Annotated in this window: 18 protein-coding genes; 5 read left to right on the forward strand and 13 right to left on the reverse strand. The window is 74.0% G+C overall.

What is annotated here, in order from left to right; genetic code table 11:
- Window positions 1–94: 94 nt before the first annotated feature.
- From FA582_RS09950 to FA582_RS09960, 3 genes are all read right to left on the reverse strand, one after another.
- A complete protein-coding gene (locus FA582_RS09950) occupies window positions 95–601 on the reverse strand; it encodes a tetratricopeptide repeat protein (protein WP_010147705.1) in 507 nt (168 codons plus the stop codon).
- The gene (smc, locus tag FA582_RS09955) at window positions 598–4,266 is read right to left on the reverse strand and encodes a chromosome segregation protein SMC (RefSeq protein ID WP_010147706.1); all 3,669 of its coding nucleotides are present in this window, start codon (window positions 4,264–4,266) and stop codon (window positions 598–600) included. Before smc ends, FA582_RS09950 begins: the two co-directional genes overlap by 4 nt.
- A gap of 111 nt (window positions 4,267–4,377) precedes the next feature.
- Entirely contained in the window at window positions 4,378–4,659 is a 282-nt protein-coding gene (locus FA582_RS09960; RefSeq protein WP_010147707.1) for an acylphosphatase, read from the reverse strand.
- A 24-nt stretch (window positions 4,660–4,683) separates the two neighbouring features.
- On the opposite strand from FA582_RS09960, the gene FA582_RS09965 reads away from it, so the two are divergent.
- A complete protein-coding gene (locus FA582_RS09965; protein WP_010147708.1) occupies window positions 4,684–5,727 on the forward strand; it encodes a Gfo/Idh/MocA family protein in 1,044 nt (347 codons plus the stop codon).
- 7 nt (window positions 5,728–5,734) lie between these two features.
- The gene (locus FA582_RS09970) at window positions 5,735–6,016 is read left to right on the forward strand and encodes a hypothetical protein (protein ID WP_010147709.1); all 282 of its coding nucleotides are present in this window, start codon (window positions 5,735–5,737) and stop codon (window positions 6,014–6,016) included.
- Between the two features lies 1 nt (window position 6,017).
- On the opposite strand, the gene mutM is transcribed toward FA582_RS09970, so the two are convergent.
- From mutM to FA582_RS10015, 9 genes are all read right to left on the reverse strand, one after another.
- On the reverse strand, window positions 6,018–6,926 hold the full coding sequence (mutM, locus tag FA582_RS09975) for a bifunctional DNA-formamidopyrimidine glycosylase/DNA-(apurinic or apyrimidinic site) lyase (protein WP_010147710.1): 909 nt from the start codon (window positions 6,924–6,926) through the stop codon (window positions 6,018–6,020).
- 10 nt (window positions 6,927–6,936) lie between these two features.
- A complete protein-coding gene (gene rnc / locus FA582_RS09980) occupies window positions 6,937–7,689 on the reverse strand; it encodes a ribonuclease III (RefSeq protein ID WP_010147711.1) in 753 nt (250 codons plus the stop codon).
- Window positions 7,690–7,703: 14 nt separating this feature from the next.
- Window positions 7,704–7,898, reverse strand: coding sequence for a 50S ribosomal protein L32 (gene rpmF / locus FA582_RS09985; RefSeq protein ID WP_010147712.1), 195 nt, complete (start codon window positions 7,896–7,898; stop codon window positions 7,704–7,706).
- Between the two features lies 1 nt (window position 7,899).
- Window positions 7,900–8,502, reverse strand: coding sequence for a YceD family protein (locus FA582_RS09990; RefSeq protein WP_010147713.1), 603 nt, complete (start codon window positions 8,500–8,502; stop codon window positions 7,900–7,902).
- 118 nt (window positions 8,503–8,620) lie between these two features.
- Window positions 8,621–9,103 (reverse strand): pantetheine-phosphate adenylyltransferase, encoded by a 483-nt coding sequence (gene coaD / locus FA582_RS09995; protein WP_010147714.1) that lies wholly within the window; start codon window positions 9,101–9,103, stop codon window positions 8,621–8,623.
- Between the two features lie 43 nt (window positions 9,104–9,146).
- On the reverse strand, window positions 9,147–9,689 hold the full coding sequence (locus tag FA582_RS10000) for a hemerythrin domain-containing protein (RefSeq protein ID WP_010147715.1): 543 nt from the start codon (window positions 9,687–9,689) through the stop codon (window positions 9,147–9,149).
- Window positions 9,690–9,715: 26 nt separating this feature from the next.
- Complete coding sequence (gene rsmD, locus FA582_RS10005; protein WP_010147716.1) at window positions 9,716–10,285, reverse strand: 16S rRNA (guanine(966)-N(2))-methyltransferase RsmD; 570 nt, start codon at window positions 10,283–10,285, stop codon at window positions 9,716–9,718.
- A gap of 4 nt (window positions 10,286–10,289) precedes the next feature.
- The gene (locus FA582_RS10010) at window positions 10,290–12,593 is read right to left on the reverse strand and encodes an ATP-dependent DNA helicase RecG (protein ID WP_010147717.1); all 2,304 of its coding nucleotides are present in this window, start codon (window positions 12,591–12,593) and stop codon (window positions 10,290–10,292) included.
- On the reverse strand, window positions 12,593–14,245 hold the full coding sequence (locus FA582_RS10015; protein WP_029540874.1) for a DAK2 domain-containing protein: 1,653 nt from the start codon (window positions 14,243–14,245) through the stop codon (window positions 12,593–12,595). The genes FA582_RS10010 and FA582_RS10015 overlap by 1 nt, the downstream gene beginning before the upstream one ends.
- Before the next feature lie 370 nt (window positions 14,246–14,615).
- Between FA582_RS10015 and rpmB the strand changes: the two genes are divergently transcribed.
- The gene (gene rpmB, locus FA582_RS10020; RefSeq protein WP_010147719.1) at window positions 14,616–14,801 is read left to right on the forward strand and encodes a 50S ribosomal protein L28; all 186 of its coding nucleotides are present in this window, start codon (window positions 14,616–14,618) and stop codon (window positions 14,799–14,801) included.
- Between the two features lie 110 nt (window positions 14,802–14,911).
- On the opposite strand, the gene thiL is transcribed toward rpmB, so the two are convergent.
- Window positions 14,912–15,922 carry a thiamine-phosphate kinase gene (gene thiL / locus FA582_RS10025; protein ID WP_010147720.1) on the reverse strand — a complete coding sequence of 337 codons (1,011 nt, stop codon included), beginning with the start codon at window positions 15,920–15,922 and terminating at the stop codon, window positions 14,912–14,914.
- Window positions 15,923–15,973: 51 nt separating this feature from the next.
- On the opposite strand from thiL, the gene FA582_RS10030 reads away from it, so the two are divergent.
- On the forward strand, window positions 15,974–16,207 hold the full coding sequence (locus FA582_RS10030) for an Lrp/AsnC ligand binding domain-containing protein (RefSeq protein ID WP_010147721.1): 234 nt from the start codon (window positions 15,974–15,976) through the stop codon (window positions 16,205–16,207).
- Window positions 16,186–16,662: a DUF3515 family protein gene (locus FA582_RS10035; protein ID WP_081480566.1), complete on the forward strand. Its 477-nt coding sequence runs from the start codon at window positions 16,186–16,188 to the stop codon at window positions 16,660–16,662. The genes FA582_RS10030 and FA582_RS10035 overlap by 22 nt, the downstream gene beginning before the upstream one ends.
- The last annotated feature ends 52 nt before the right edge of the window (window positions 16,663–16,714 follow it).

The following is a 16,714-nucleotide window of genomic DNA, read 5'->3' on the forward strand; positions in this document are numbered from 1 at the left end:
TCAGGCCTGCGTCCGCATGCTCTCCCGGCGTGTCCCGGGCGTGTCGCACGATTCGTGACCAGAATCACGTCCTGTGCCCGGCGCGCTCGGAGCCTCAGGTCGCCAGCGCCCGGTCGATCCTGGCCAGCGCCTGCCTGCTCGACTGGATGAGCCCGGGGTCGCCGCCCTCCTCGCGCAGAGCGACGGCGCGCCGGGCCTCCCGCTGCGCCTCGGCATACCGGCCCGCGTCGAAGAGCGCCTTGGCCCGGTGCTGGTGGACGAGCGCGGTGCGGGCGATGTCACCGACGAGGACCTCCTCGGCGGCGTCGAGGAGCTCGTGCGCCTCGACGAACTCCCCGCGCCAGTGGTGCACGTGCGCCAGCCGGATCGCGGCGGTGGCCCACTCCGGTGTGCCTGGCTCCCGCTCGTGCACGCGGTCCTGGCCCGCGGCGAGCGCGGCGTCGAGCTCACCGAGCATCCGCAGCAGCGCCACAGCGTGCGGGTCCTGCGGCGTCTCCTCGACCCACTCGCGGGTCTCCTCCTCATCGAGCAGCTCCTCGCGCAGCGTCTCCTCGTCGATGACGTAGGCCGGGAACTCGGCTCCCCCGAAGACGACGGTCATGCCGGGGCCGGCTCCGGCTCGGGCGAGCGGGTCGGCTGCTCCACCCCGGGGGCGGCGACGTCCTTGATCCGCTGGCTGATGACGGTGGTCACGCCGTCACCGCGCATGGACACGCCGTAGAGTGCGTCGGCGATCTCCATGGTGCGCTTCTGGTGGGTGATGACGATGAGCTGGCTGGAGTCGCGCAGCTCCTCGAAGAGCGTGATGAGCCGGCCGAGGTTGGTGTCGTCCAGCGCCGCCTCCACCTCGTCCATGATGTAGAACGGGCTCGGACGGGCCTTGAAGATCGCGACCAGCAGCGCGACGGCGGTCAGCGAGCGCTCCCCGCCGGAGAGCAGCGAGAGGCGCTTGATCTTCTTGCCGGGGGGCCGCGCCTCGACCTCGATCCCGGTGGTGAGCATGTTGTCGGGGTCGGTGAGGGTGATGCGCCCCTCACCGCCCGGGAACAGCCGGGAGAAGACCCGCTCGAACTGTGCGGCCGTGTCGTGGAAGGCCTCGGTGAAGACCCGCTCGACGCGCTCGTCCACCGACCGGACGATCTCCAGGAGGTCCTGCTTGGAGTGTTTGAGGTCCTCGACCTGCTCGACGAGGAAGGTATGCCGCTCCTCCAGCGCCGCGAACTCCTCCAGCGCGAGCGGGTTGACCCTGCCGAGCTGACCGAGCGCCCTCTCCGCCCTGCGCAGCCGCTTGTCCTGGACCTCCCGGACGAAGGGCTGCGGCTCGGGCGGGCCGGCGTCCTCCGGCCGTGCCGGATCGTCCGGTCCGGGGATGTGAGGCACCGGCTGGTGCGGGCCGTACTCCTCCACGAGGGTGTCCGGCGCGATGCCGAGCTCCTCGACGGCGCGGGTCTGCAGCGCCTCGATCCTCAGCCGCTGCTCGGCCCGGGCGATCTCGTCGGCGTGCACCGAGTCGGTGAGGTCGCGCAGGTCGTCGGCCAGCTCGCGGGCGCGCTGCCGGGCGGTGGCGAGCGCCTGGTCGCGCTCGGCCTGCTCGGTCCGACCCTGCTCCCGCTCCTGCGTGGCCGCGGCCAGCACCTGCTCGGTCCGCTGCAGGAGGTATGCCGCTCCCACCCCGACCGCCTGGGCCGTCGCCCGCTCCCGGGCGCGCCGCTCGCGACGCTCGGCGGCGCGGCGTCGCGCGGCGAGCTCGCCGGCCGCCGCGGACTCCAGGCTGTCGGCGCGGCCGGCCAGGGCGGTGACCCGCTCCTCCTGGGTCCGCAGCGCCAGCCGGGCCTCGGTCTCGGTGCTGCGGGCGCGGGCGGCGGCCTCGGCGAGGCGTTCGCGCTCCCCCGTGTCGGGGTCCTCGGTGCCCTCCTGGGTGGCCAGCTCCTCGGCGTCGGCGAGCCGCTGCTCGAGCTCGGCGAGCTCGGTCCGGGTGGTGGCCAGGGACTCCTCGGCGGTGCCGATCGCTGAGGTGGCGCGCTGGTGCTCGGCCCGCGCGGTGCGCATGGTCTGGCCGAGCTGGGTCAGCTGTTCGGCCACGGCGGTCATCCGCGCGTCCGAGTCGTGCAGGGCCTCCAGCGCCTCGTCCGCCGCGCGTCCGGCCTGCTCGAGGTCCTCCCGCGCCGAGCCGAGCGCGAAGGTCGCCCGCTCCGCGCGTGCCGTCGCCTCCCGCACCCCCGCCTGCGCCTCCTCCAGCGCCGAGGTGAGCTCCAGCAGGCTGGGCGCGGCGGAGGAACCACCGCGGACCCACCCGGGGCCGTAGACGTCGCCGTCGGCCGTGACCACCGTGACGCCGGGCATCGCGCGCACGAGCAGGGCCGCGTCGTCGGCGTCCTGCACCAGGGCCACCCGAGTGAGCAGCCCGGTCACCGCGCGCAGGAGCGACTCGTCACCATCCTTGGCGCGCACGGTGTCGGCGGCCCACACGGCATACCCCGGCAGCTGCGGCCACCCCGAGCGGTCGGTGTCGTCCTGCCCGGCGACGAGCTCGGGGACCAGGAGGCCGGCCTGCCCCTGGTCCTCCTCCCGCAGCCAGGCGAGCGCCTCCTGGGCGGGCCCGAGTCCGTCGACGACGAGCGCCTCGCCGGCCCACCCGAGCGCTGCCGCCACGGCGCCCTCCCGCCCCGGCTCCACCTGGAGCTGGTCGGTGACGGTGCCCCGCACGCCGTCGACCCCGTCGGCGGAGAGCAGCGCGCTCGCGCCGTCGGTGCGTCGCAGGCTGAGCGAGAGCGCCTCCACCCGGGCCTGGCACCGGGCCTGCTCCGCCTGGGCCTCCCGGACCTCCTCGGTGAGCCGCTCGACCTCCTCGGCGGCCTCGGCGCGGCGCTCCTCGGCCTCCTCGTAGTGCTCGTCAAGCCCCTCCTCGCCCTGCTCGACGTCCAGCACGGTGCCCTCGAGCGCGGCGAAGTCCTGCTCGGCCTTCTCGGCCCGCTCGACGACGGCGACCGCGACCTGCTGAAGCCGGGCGATCTCTCCCTCGCCCGCCTCGAGCCGCGAGCGGCGGGCCGCCACCTGGCCCGACAACCGGGCCAACCCCTCCCGACGATCGGCGGCCGCCCGGGCAAGCCGCTGCAGCCGCGCCTGCTCCTGGGCGTGGGCCTCCTCCGCCTCGGTGCGTGACGCCTCGGCCGCGGCGAGCGCCTCGGCCAGCTCGGCCACCCGCGCCTGCAGGTCCGACTCCTCCTGGCGGACCCGGGCCGCCTGGGCCCGCAGCTCCTCGGGGTCACGACCGCGACGCGACCGCCCGCTCTCCTCCGCCGACAGGTCCTCCTCCTCGGCGCCGAGCAACCGGACCCGCTCGGCGGCGAGGTCGCCCAGCGCCCGGGCCCGCTCCAGCAGCGAGGAGAGGGCATACCACCGGTCCTGGACCTCGGTGAGCGCGGGCGCTGCCGCGGCTCGCTCCTGCTCCAGCTCGCCCACCTGTGCCTCCGCGGCCCGCGCCGCCGCCTGGACGGCGGTCCGTCGCTCGATGAGCGCCCGCTCGTCGGCCATCTCCTGCTCCAGGGAGCTCGTCAGCTGCACGAGGTCGTCGGCGAGGATCCGCAGGCGTGCGTCCCTGACCTCGGCCTGGATGGTCGCAGCGCGGCGTGCCGTCTCCGCCTGGCGTCCCAGCGGGCCGAGCTGACGCCGGATCTCCGTGGTGAGGTCGGCGAGCCGGGTGAGGTTGCCCTCCATCGTCTCCAGCTTGCGCAGCGCCCGCTCCTTGCGCTTGCGGTGCTTGAGGACCCCCGCGGCCTCCTCGATGAAGCCGCGCCGCTCCTCGGGCGTGGCGCGCAGCACCTGGTCGAGCTGGCCCTGCCCGACGATGACGTGCATCTCCCGGCCGATGCCGGAGTCGGAGAGCAGCTCCTGCACGTCGAGCAGCCGGCACGAGGTGCCGTTGATCGCATACTCGCTGCCCCCGGTGCGGAACATCGTCCGGGTGATCGTCACCTCGGTGTAGTCGATGGGCAGCGCGCCGTCGGTGTTGTCGATGGTCAGCGACACCTCCGCCCGGCCCAGCGGCTGCCGACCGGACGTGCCGGCGAAGATGACGTCCTCCATCTTGCCGCCGCGCAGGCTCTTGGCGCCCTGCTCCCCCATGACCCACGCCAGCGCGTCGACGACGTTGGACTTGCCCGAGCCGTTGGGTCCGACGATGCACGTGATGCCGGGCTCGAGGCGCATGGTCGTCGCGGACGCGAACGACTTGAACCCCTTGAGGGTCAGGCTCTTGACGTACATACGGGGGCGGTCTCTCCAGGTCTTCGTCTGGGCGCTGTCCGGTCAAGATACCTGCGGGGTATGCCGTCCCTGCGCCGCCACACGGTCCGTGACCTCCTCCAGGGGGCGCGTTCAGCGCTCCACGAACCCCACCAGCCCCTCGCGCACCGTGTGCCACTGCACCACCACGCTGTCGACGCGGCCGGGGCGGCTGTGCGTGGACGGGTCCTCCCGCAGGAGCTCGACAAGGGCCTCGATGGCCGAGCGCTCCCCCTGGGCGTTGACCTCCACCCGGCTGTCGGGCAGGTTGAGGGCGTGGCCCGCGATCCCCAGCTCGAGGGCCCGGGAGCGGGTCCACCACCGGAAACCCACCCCCTGGACCCGGCCGCGGACGAAGATCAGCGCACGCTCCATACCGCGCAAGACTACGGTGGGACCATGGAGCAGAGCACGAGCGTCCCGGCCCCCACCGCGATCACGGACCGCCCGGTCCGCTGGGGCCTGCTGGCCGCCGGCAACATCGCCCGCGCGCTCGCCGAGGCGATCGCCGCGGTCGACGGAGGCGAGGTGGTGGCGGTCGCCGCCCGCGACGCCGACCGGGCCCGGGCCTTCGCCCAGGAGTTCTCCATCCCCCGCTCCTACGGCAGCTACGACGAGTTCCTGCGCGACCCCGAGGTGGACGCCGTCTACATCTCCTCCACCCACCCCTTCCACCGCGAGCAGGCCCTGGCCAGCATCGCAGCCGGCAAGCACGTCCTCGTCGAGAAGCCGACCACGCTGACCGTCCGCGACACCGAGGAGGTCTTCGAGGCGGCCCGCGCGGCGGGGGTGCTGGCGATGGAGGCGATGTGGACCCGCTTCCAGCCCATCGTGCTGGACGTCGCGCGCCGGGTGCGCGAGGGCGAGATCGGCACCGTCCGCAGCTTCCACGCCGCCTTCCCCATGCCCTTCGAGTATGACGAGTCGCACCGCCTCTTCGACCTCGCCAACGGCGGTGGCGCCCTGCTCGACCTCGGGATCTACCCGGTGACGCTGGCGCACCTGCTCGTCGGCCACCCGACGCACCTGCACGTCCTGGGGGCCCGGGTCGAGACGGGCGCCGACGCCCTGGTGGCCCTGCAGTGGATGACCGAGCAGGGCGCCGTCGTCCAGGTGCTCACCGACTCCCGCTCGCAGGGCAGCACCGAGACGATCGTGCGCGGCACCGAGGGCTCGATCGTGCTGCACGGGCAGGTCAACAACCCGACGTCCTACACCGTGCGGCGGGGCGAGGAGCAGGAGACGGTCGAGGGTGACCGGCGAGGCTACGAGCACGAGGTCGAGGAGATGCACCGCTGCCTGCGGGAAGGGCTCACGGAGTCTCCCCTGGCCCCGCACGCCGACACCGTGGCGATCATGACGATCCTGGAGAGTGCCCGCCGCGAGCTGGGCGTGCGCTACCCCCAGGAGGACGCCCCGTTGCACACCCCCGAGGGCGGGTGAGCGCCGCATGATCACGCTGCTGACCTTCGCCGCCGGGGGCGTCGTGCTGCTGGCGCTGCTGGGCCGGGCCGCGACGCCGGTGCGTGACCGGCTCCCCCTGCGGGAGTGGACCCCGGTCTACGTCGCCGACCTCGTGGGTCGCGGCTTCCGGGTCTTCGGCGACGCCGGCAAGGAGCGGGCCCGCCGTCAGGAGGTGGCCCGCGAGGAGGTAGAGGGGCGCCGCGACGAGGACGACCCCTGGCCTCCGTCCGGGCCGACGGGGCCGCGCGACCCCGACGACCGGCCCTGACTCAGCGGACGGTGACGCGTGGGGCCGGCTGGCAGCGCGGGCAGAAGTGCGAGCTGCGGTTCATGAACTCCTCGCGCCGGATGGCCGTGCCGCACCGCGCGCACGGCCGGCCGGTCTGGCCGTAGGCATCCAGCGACCGGTCGAAGTAGCCGCTGGCCCCGTTGACATTGACGTAGAGCGCGTCAAAGCTCGTCCCGCCCTGCCCCAACGCCGCCCGCATGACCTCCGCGGCGTGGTCGAGGAGTCGCCCGAGCGCGGGCCGGGTGAGAGCTGCGGCGGGGCGCCGCCCGTGCACCTGGGCCCGCCAGAGCGCCTCATCGGCATAGATGTTGCCGATCCCGCTCACCAGACCCTGGTCCAGGAGCAACCGCTTGATCGCGACGTCCTTGGCCTTCATCCGCCGGATCACGCCGGGGCGGTCGAAGGCGTCCTCCAACGGGTCCGGCGCGATGTGCAGCACCGGCTCCGGTATGCCGTGCGCGTGCCCACCCGCCCCGGACGGGTCGGGCGCCCGGTCGGGGTGCAGCGGCGTCAGGGCGAGCCCGCCGAAGGTGCGCTGGTCGACGAAACGCAGCTGGGGACCGTCGTCGGCGAAGTCGAGGGTGGCGTGCAGGTGCTTCTCGCGGGGCGCGTCGGCGGCCTCGACGAGGAGCTGGCCGCTCATCCCCAGGTGGACCACCAACGCCTGGGGGTCGTCCCCGGGAGCCTGGAGGACCAGCCAGAGGTACTTCCCGCGCCGGTCGGCCTCGAGGACCGTGGCGCCGGCCACGCGTGCCGTGAGGTCCCCCGGGCCGGCGGCGTGCCTTCTCGCCACCCGGTGGCCGGTGAGGGTCGCGGTCTCGATCCGTCGACCGACGACGTGCTCGGCGAGGCCACGACGGACGACCTCCACCTCGGGGAGCTCGGGCACGGCGGCGTGCCTAGTCGGCCGTGGCGCCGAGGGTGGGCTCCACGCGCGGCTCCGTCGCCACGACCTGGGCCGCCCGCTCGGTCAGCAGCTGCCAGCCCTGCTCGGCGGCCTGCTGCTCGGCCAGCTTCTTGGACCGGCCGAGGCCGGTGCCGACGACCTCACCACCGACGACGACCCGGGCGGTGAACCGCTTGTCGTGGTCGGGACCCTCGGAGTCCAGGACGTACTCCGGCGGACCCAGCTCGGCGGCCGAGGCGACCTCCTGAAGACTGGTCTTCCAGTCCAGGCCGGCGCCGAGGTCGGCGCTGCGGCGCATCACCGGGTCGAGCAGGTGGTGGATGAGGGTGTCGGCCGCGGGCAGGCCGAGCGCGAGGTAGACGCAGCCGATGACGGCCTCAGTGGTGTCGGCCAGGATCGAGTCCTTGTCGCGGCCACCGGTGGCCTCCTCCCCCTTGCCGAGCAGCACGAAGGCACCGAGGTCGACGGTCCGCGCGACCTCGGCAAGGGCGCGAGAATTGACGACCGCGGCGCGCAGCTTGGCCAGCTGGCCCTCGGACAGGTCCGGGTGCGTGCGGTAGAGCGTGTCGGTGACGACCACGCCCAGCACGGAGTCCCCGAGGAACTCCAGCCGCTCGTTGTGGGGCCGCTCGTCGTTCTCGTAGGAGAACGACCGGTGCGTCAGGGCACGCTGCAGCAGCGCCTCGTCACACCGCTCCCCGATCACCTCCGTGAGGTAGTCGTTGAGCTCGGCGACGGGGCGCATACCGCAGGTCCGGGTCAGCCCTGGTGCTCGGTGCGCTCGGCGGCGGCGTAGTGCCGACCACCGTAGGTACCGCAGGTGGGGCACGCCTGGTGCGGGGTCGCCACGGACTGGCACTGCGGGCAGGTGGTCAGCGCGATCGGGGCGGCCTTCCACTGCGACCGGCGGTGCCGGGTGTTGGAACGGGACATCTTCCGCTTGGGAACGGCCACGTCAGGTCCTCTTCTCGTCGTCGTCGGTCGGCGAGGCCATCGCGGCCAGCGCCGACCACCGGGGGTCGATCACGTCGTGCTCGTGCTCCGGGTCGTCCGCCAGGCGTGCTCCGCACTCGGAGCACAGTCCCGGACAATCGTCCCGGCATACCGGTTGGAAGGGCAGCGCGGTGACCACGGCGTCCCTGATGACCTCTTCGAGGTCCATCAGGTCGTCGTCGAGCATCCGCTGCTCGTCCTCATCGGTGTTCGCGTCCTTCTCGCCGCCGGAGCGACCCGCCACCTGCTGGTGGTGCGCCGCCCGGTCCGGATAGACGTACAGCTCCTGGAACGGGACGTCGAGCTCCTCGACGACCTCCTCCAGACAGCGTACGCACTCCCCGACCGCCGTGGCCTGGGCCGTCCCCGTCGCGAGGACCCCCTCGACCACCGACTCCAGTCGCAGCTCCACCTGGACCGGCGCGCCGGCGGGGATCGCGATGACGTCGGTGCCGAACGGCTCCGTCGTGGTCACCTCACGCGTGAGCTCGCGCATCGTGCCGGGCCGGCGGACCAGCTCCCGGGTGTCGAACACCCAGTCGCGTTCGGTCTGCTGGGCAGCCATGATGAAGTCCCTCACGTGTGTCTGACCTGCTGATCGAGGGTTCGGCCCTCGTCCGTGGTGCGGAGGATGGAGGGAACGCAAACCGACGCACCAGACTACCGGAGCGGACGGCCGGGGCTCAAATCTGCCGCAGCGCCTCCAGCACCGGCGCCGGGACGAGCGCGGAGACGTCGCCGCCGAGGCGGTGCACCTCCTTGACCAGCGAGCTCGACACGTGCTCCAGGGCCGGGTCGCCGGGGAGGAAGACGGTCTCCACCCCGGTGAGGTGGCGGTTCATGAGCGCCATCGGCAGCTCGTAGGCGAAGTCGGTGCCACCACGCAGGCCCTTGACCACGGCCTGCGCTCCGACCTCCGTGCAGACGTCGACGAGCAGGCGCTCGGCATACGCCTCCACCCGCACGACCGCGGCGGTCTGCTCCGACAGCGAGCTGCGGACCAGCTCCAGGCGCTGCTCGACCGCGAAGGTGCCGTGCTTGGCCGGGTTGTGCATGACCGCCACGACGACCTCGTCGTAGAGCGTGGCCGCACGCTCGACGATGTCGACGTGGCCGAGGGTCACCGGGTCGAAGGAGCCGGGGCAGACGCATCGACGGGTGGTCATGCGCGGCAGCCTACCGGCGGCGCGCATCGCCCCGGGGGGGTGCTCACTCCTCCTCGTCGAGCAGGCCGTCCTTCTCCGCCTGCGTGACGAGCTCGCGGACGGTCTCGATGGTCACGCCCTGGTCGAGGTGCTGGCCGCGCACCTCGAGGAAGGCGGAGCCGAGGTCCGCGCGGTCGGCGTCCGAGACCTGCTCACGGGCCGGGTTGAGGATGGTCAGCTCCTCCTCGGTCAGGTGGTGCTGGAGCACCTCGTTCATCGCCTCGACAGCGTCGTCGAACTTCTGGGTGTCGGTGCCCTTGCACTCCATGAGAGCCAGCAGCGCCTGGTTGATCTCGGCGTGCTCCTCCTCACCGTGCTCGGCCTCGTGCGCGTCGATCGCGTCCTTGCGCCGCAGCCGCGGGTAGACCTTCTCCTCCTCGGCCTCACCATGCGCGATGAGCACGGCGGCGAAGGCGTCGCGGGCCGAGGCCCGGTCGGCGGTGCTGTCGCGCAGGTCGCGCATGAGGTCCTCGAAGAGGCGGTGGTCGGCGAGGATGAGATCGACGACGTCACCGGACACGGGGCGGGGGATGGTGTAGGAGGTCATGGCCCCGATCCTGGCAAAGTCCTGGCTCAGGTGCTCGCCGAGGTGTCGGGCTCGGCCAGGTGCAGGGCCGTCTCGCCGTAACGGCGGGTGTCGAGGTGGACCAGCCCCTCCGGCCAGCGCGGTTGCGGTGACCGGGAGCTGCGCTCGACGACGACGAGGGCGTCGGGGTCGAGCCAGGCGGTGAGCAGGCCCAGCACCTCCGCCAGATCGTCCTCGCCCAGCGGGTAGGGCGGGTCGAGCAGGGCGAGGTGGTAGCGCTCGTCCCCGGGCCCGGCCGCCAGCACCGGCACCACCGCACCCGTGACGACATCGACGCCGGCCAGGCCGAGGTCGGTCGCGTTGCGGGCGATGAGGCGGGCGCTGTCCTTGTGCCGCTCGACCGAGAGCAGGTGCGCGGCACCGCGGGAGACCGCCTCCAGCCCGAGGGCGCCGGAGCCGGCATAGAGGTCCAGCACCGCGCACCCGTCGAGGTCGAGCAGCGCCTCGACGCGGGAGAACAACGCCTCGCGCACCCGGTCGGTGGTGGGTCGGGTCCGGGCACCGCGAGGGGTATGCAGCGTGCGTCCGCCCGCGGTGCCGGCGATGATCCTCGTCATCGGCTCACCCCCGCTCCAGGAAGGCCGCGCGGGTGGCGTCGAGGCGGGTCAGGGCGTCGGCCAGCTCGGGGTGCCGCTCCAGCTCGGGGTCGGCCTCCACGGTGCGCCAGGCCGCCTCGTGCGCCTGCACGATGAGGTCCTCGTCGCGGGCGAGGCGCAGGAACCTCAGGCCGCTGCGCCCACCGCTCTGGCTGGCCCCGAGCACGTCACCCTCGCGGCGGCTCTCCAGGTCGAGCCGGGCCAGCTCGAAGCCGTCGGTCGTCGCCGCCACCCGCTCGAGCCGCTCCACGGCCTCCGGGTCGACCCCCTCGCCCTGGGTGAGGAGCAGCGCGAGGCCGGGCTTGCCCCCGCGACCGACGCGCCCGCGCAGCTGGTGCAGCTGGGAGATGCCGAAGCGGTCGGCGTCCAGGAGCACCATAGTCGTGGCGTTAGGCACGTCGACCCCCACCTCGATGACCGTCGTCGCGACCACGACGTCGACGCGCCCCGCCGCGAAGGCGAGCATGACGGCGTCCTTGTCCTCGGCCGGCATCCGACCGTGCAGCACCTCGATCGCGAGGTCCCGGGTCGCCGGCAGGGCGCGCAGGCACCGCGCGACCTGGTGCACGCCGTGCAGGGCCGGCGCGGCGGTGCCGGCCTCGACCGGCTCGGTGAGCAGGTCGGCGCCGTCGTCACCGGCCGCCCCCGCTGCATCGCCCGCGCCCGCGCCCATCGGCAGGCCCGGCCCGGCGCCGCCGGAGCCGGGCAGGTCCGGGTCCTCGACGTCGCCGATCCGCGGGCACACGACATACACCTGACCGCCGCCGCGCACCTCCTCGGCGACGCGGTCCCAGGTGCGACGGACCCAGTCGGGGCGCTGGCCGTCGACGACGAAGCTGCTGATCGGTCGGCGCCCCCCGGGCAGCTCGCGGAGCGTGGAGATCTCCATGTCGCCGTAGACCGTCATGGCGACGGTGCGCGGGATGGGGGTGGCCGTCATGACGAGCACGTGCGGCGCCGTGCCCTCCGGCGCCTTGGCGCGCAAGGCGTCGCGCTGCTCGACGCCGAAACGGTGCTGCTCGTCGACGACGACCATCGCGAGGTCGGCGAACTGCACGTGCTGCTGGATGATCGCGTGGGTCCCGATGACCAGGCCCGCCTCCCCCGAGGCCGCCGCGAGCAGGGAGGAGCGGCGCTCGGCCGCGGACTGGCTGCCGGTGAGCAGCGCGATGCGGGTCCCCTCCGCCAGGCCTCCGAGCAGGCCTGCCTCGGCGATCGGGCCGAGCAGCTGGCTCATGGACCGGTAGTGCTGCGCGGCGAGCACCTCGGTCGGTGCCAGGAGGGCGGCCTGCCCCCCGGAGTCGGCGACGGCGAGCATCGCGAGCAGGGCCAGCACGGTCTTGCCCGAGCCGACCTCGCCCTGCAGGAGCCGGTGCATCGGCACGTCCCGAGCGAGGTCGGCGAGCAGCTCGGCGAGCACGCTCTCCTGCCCCTCGGTGAGGTCGAACGGCAGCCGCTGACGCAGCTGGCTGCCCAGGCCGTCCGGCACCGGCACGCGGGGACGGGCCGGGACGGCGCCGCTGGAGCGCCGAACCTGGGCGAGCTGGGCCTGCACGGTGAAGGCCTCCCCGAACTTCAGCCGCCACCGGCCCGTGCGCTGGTCGGCATCGGTGCGAGGCCGGTGCACCAGCCGGTAGGCCGCCAGCAGGTCGGGGAGGCCGGCCTGCGTGCGCACCTCCTCGGGGACCGGGTCGGGGAGCTCGTCCAGGTGGTGGAAGACGAGTTCGAGACACTGACCGTGGACGATCGGCGACAGCCCCTTGGTCGCGGTGTAGACGGGGACCAGGCCGTCGAGCAGCCACTGCGCCCCGCCCTCACCGTCCTCCCCGAGGGTGGCGTAGTCGGGATGGGTGAGCTGCAGCGTGTCGCGCCACACACCGACCTGCCCGGAGCAGACGACCCGCACCCCCGGGGTGAGACGGTCCTGATGACCGAAGGCCTTGAAGAAGGTGAGCTGGATCGTCCCGCCGGCGTCGTCGGCGACATCGACGACCAGGCGGCGGCCGCGGCGGTTGCGCATCTGGTGGGTGGTGGCCGCCTGCACGGTCCCGACGACCACGACGTCCTCGCCGTGCGGCAGGTCGCGGAAGGCGGTGGGACGACGGGGATCGAGGTAGGTGCGCGGGAGCCAGTCGAGCAGCTGCCCGACGGTGCGGATCCCCCGGGCCTTCTCCAGCGTCGTGGCGCTGGCGCCGACGACGTCGCGCAGCCCGATGTCGAGCGGGTTGAGCGCGCCGTCGCCCACGGCACGGAGGTGTCGGCGCGCCATCACTCGACCCCGAGCAGCACGGTATAGGTCGGCTGGCCCCCGTCCACGACGGTCAGCTCGACGTCGTTCCCCTGGATCCGCCCGCTCAGCTGGGCGTCCAGCTCGCCGCGCACCTGGGCGTCGCAGCCCTCCCCCAGCAGGACGGTCACGAGCTCCACGCCGTCGTGCCAGACGGTGCCCAGGACGACCCGGGCGGCCGGGGCGAGGTCGTCCTCGACCGCGACGATCCCGTGGTCGACGATGCCGAGCCACTGCCCGGGCCGGCACGGGCCGACCGGCGTGTCCGCCGGGCGGTCCGCCCGGGTGAGTGCCCCGCCGTGGACCGAGGAGGCCGCCTCGCTCATGAAGCGCACGACGTCCTCGAGGCGGCCGCTGGGGTCCATCACGGCCAGGGCCGCCAACCCCTCCACGAGGGTGCGGGTCGGGGCCACCGCGACCGAGAGCCCCTCCTTGCGGGCCTCGACGGCCGCCACCCGGGTGACCATGACCATGTCCTCGTCGTTGGGCAGCACGACCACGGCCTCTGACTCGCAGGCCCGCACGGCGGCCAGTACCTGCCCGGCCGAGGCACGGTGGCGGGGGCCGCTCGGCACGATGACAGCACCGGCGGCCGTCATGAGCTCGGTCACGCCCTCGCCGAGTGCGCAGCTGACCACCCCCACGCCCGTGGGGAGCGGCCTGCTCGGTGCCGCCGGGCCCGGCCGCTCGTGGGCCGTCGCCGCGAGCGAGGTCTGGCGCACCTCGCTCACCGCGCCGGCCAGGCTGCCTGCCTCCAGCGCCGCGGAGGGATCCTCGAGGTGGACGTGCACGTGGTAGTCGGACGGGCCCCCGGCGACCACCACGGAGTCCCCGACGTGCGCGAGGTGGGCCCGCAGCCGACCGGCACGGTCCGGGTCGCTGCCGGTGAGGAGGAACATCACCTCGATCGCGTCCTCCGTCGAGTCCTCGCCCTGCGTCATCGGGCCGTCGGCGGCGGACCACCAGTCGGGGATCTCGCCGTCAGCCCCTGCCGGCAGGTCGAGCAGGACCGTGTGCAGCGCCTCGATCACGAGCACCAGGCCGGCGCCGCCGGCGTCCACCACACCCGCGTCACGCAGCTCGGCCAGCTGCTCCGGGGTGCGGGCCAGGGCCTCCCGCGCCGCCTCCAGGGCCGCCCCGACGACCTCGGCCACGCTGTCCTGCCCCGGGCAGGCTGCGGCCCGCGCGCCATACGCCGCGGCCCGGGCCACGGTGAGGATGGTCCCCTCCACCGGCGCGGCGAGCGCGTCCCAGGCGCTGCGGGCCGCCTGCTCGAAGGCGGTGGCGACCTCCTGCGGCCCGGCGGCCTCGACGTCCGGGCCGACCGCGTCGGCCAGCCCTGCGGTCAGCTGGGCGAGGATGACGCCGGAGTTGCCGCGGGCCGCCAGCAGCATGCCGCGGGCGATGAGCTGCAGCCCGTCGCGCAGCCGGTCAGTGCCCGCGCCGTTCTCGAACTGCACGCGCACGTGCTCGAGAGCGCCGTCGATCGTGAGGAACATGTTGGTGCCGGTGTCGCCGTCGGCCACCGGGAAGACGTTGAGCGCATCGATCCGGTCCCGCGCCGCGGCGAGCGAGAGCCGGGCCGTCATCGCCCACCGGCGGGCGGTCACGAGATCGAGGGCTGGTCCTGGCACGCCCCCAACCTAACGCTGCACCACGTCATACCTGCCGCCCGCACCGCGTGCCGCCACCACACCAGTCCCACCCACCACGACCGGCGGCGAGGAAAGGGGGATGTGCTGGGGATGACGACCCGCGCAGATCCCGTTGTCCTGGCACCGTGGTGTCGATGCGCTGCGTGTGACTCGGTGTCCCGTGCTTGGGCCGTGCCGCACCCGAGGCGGCGGTGGACCCCGGCGGGCGACCCGTGCGGACGCCGGGCCGCGCCCCAGCCCGGGTGATTTGGGTGCCGCCGCGGCCGTCCGGTACGCTGGTCCGGTTGCCTGCGCGCCGCGATGCCGTAGGCCCGAGACCTTTTCACCGGACGACCTTCAGGAGTACACCGTGGCTGCCACTTGCGACGTCTGCGGCAAGGGACCGAGCTTCGGTCACAGCATCTCGCACTCGCACCGCCGCACCAAGCGTCGTTGGAACCCCAACATCCAGCGGGTGCGCACGACCATGGGCGGCACCGCGAAGCGCCTCAATGTCTGCACCTCCTGCCTGAAGGCTGGGAAGGTCACCCGCTGACCTGCCCTTCTGCACGAGTCGAAGCCGGCGGCACCCACCAGGGTGCCGCCGGCTTCGTCATGTGCGGGGGCATGACGTGACCTGCCCTCCGGTCGGCCGCCGTCGTGCCGTCAGCCGCCGTAGTGGTCCCACCCGCCACGCGCCGGATCCAGGCGGTCCGGGCCGAGCCAGACCCCCGTCTCCCCCCGGTTCGGGCAGGGCTCCACGTCGCCCACGGCGACCCACCCCGGCGGCACGACGGTGGCGGGGAAGGTGGCGAGCAGCACGTGCTCCTCGCCGCCGCTGAGGACCGCCCGTCGGGCTGCCTCGGGCGGCACGCCGTCGAGGGCATCGGCGAGATCGCCCACCGCTGCCGGGCGCAGGCGCATCCGCACGCCGCTCGCCCGAGCCAGACGGTCCGCGTCGCGACCCAGCCCGTCGGACACGTCGATCATCGCGGTGGCGCCGGCCCGCGCGGCCCGGGGGCCTTGACCGAGATCGGTCCAGGGACGACGGTGGTAATCCACCCAGGGCCCCTCGCGCTCGCCGTCGAGCAGCTGCGTCAGCCCCGCACCGGAGCGCCCCAGCGGCCCGGAGACGGCCAGCACCTCACCCGGGCGGGCGCCGCTGCGCAGCACGGGCTCCTCCACCCCGTCGGGCAGCTCTCCCAGTGCGGTGACGCTCACCATGACCACGCCGTCGGGGGCCGCGCTGAGGTCTCCCCCGACGACCGGCACCCCGCTGTCCCGGGCGGCTCGGGCCAACCCTACCGCCAGGCCCCGCGCCCAGGCCAGCGGCAGCCGGGGGTGCGCGGCGAGCGTGACGAGCAGGCCCGTCCCGACGCCTCCCATCGCGGCGAGGTCGGCGAGGTTCTGGGTCGTGGCCTTGACACCGACGTCCTGCGGCGTCGACCAGTCGTCGCGCCAGTCGTGGCCCAGGACCATGGTGTCGGTCGTCGCCAGCACCGCGCCCCGCCACGTCCGGAGGTATGCCGTGTCGTCGCCCGGGCCGACGAGGACGCCGTCCCCGGGCTGGTCGGCGAGGGCGGCGAAGATCTCGGCCAGCACCCCGCGCTCGCCCACCTCCCCCAGCACCGGTCCGTCGTGCCGCGCCACCGGCGCACCGTCCTCGCTCGAATCCACCCCCGCACGGTAGCCTCCCACCACCAGCCGAGCCGGAGGAGGAGGAAGCACGTGGTCAAGGCATACATGCTCGTCCAGACCGAGGTGGGGGCCTCGGCGCAGGTCACGCGGACCATCCGCGACCTCGGAGGCGTCGTCAGCGCCGAGGACGTCGCGGGCCCCTACGACGTCATCGTCGTCGTCGAGGCACCCACCGTCCAGGAGCTCGGCCGTGGGGTGATCGCCCGGGTCCTGGAGGTACCCGGCATCACCCGCACCACGACGTGCACGGTCGTCGAGCTCTGACCCGGGCGTCCGTCGCCGCGTCCGCCCTCGCCGTCGTCCTCGCTGGGTGTGGCGAGGGAGCCGTGCGCGCCGTCCCCTTCGACGCGACCGACTCCGCCCCCTGCCAGGAGGTGGCCGAGCTCTGGCCGGACACCATCGGCCCCTACGAGTCCCGCGTCACCGCGGTGCAGTCCGGGGGCGTCGCGGCCTGGGGCGAGCCGCCGATCGTCGCCCGCTGCGGCAAGCCACCTCCCGGGCCGACGACCGACCCGTGCATCGACGTCAACGGCGTGGACTGGGTCGCCACCCAGCTCGACGACGGCGGGACGATGTTCACGACCTTCGGGCGGGAGCCGGCGCTGGAGGTCCTCGTCCCGGCCGACTACGACAGCCACCCGATGCTGCTCCCGCCGTTCGGCGACGCCGCCGAAGTGGTGCCGCAGACGCTGGGAGAGTGCTCCTCCGCGCCGGGGTGAGTCGGCGCCCCTCCGAGGTGCTCCCTCGTCTCGTGCTCAGCGCGGGCCGGTG

It is taken from the genome of Serinicoccus profundi, from assembly GCF_008001015.1.
Taxonomy (GTDB): domain Bacteria; phylum Actinomycetota; class Actinomycetes; order Actinomycetales; family Dermatophilaceae; genus Ornithinicoccus; species Ornithinicoccus profundi.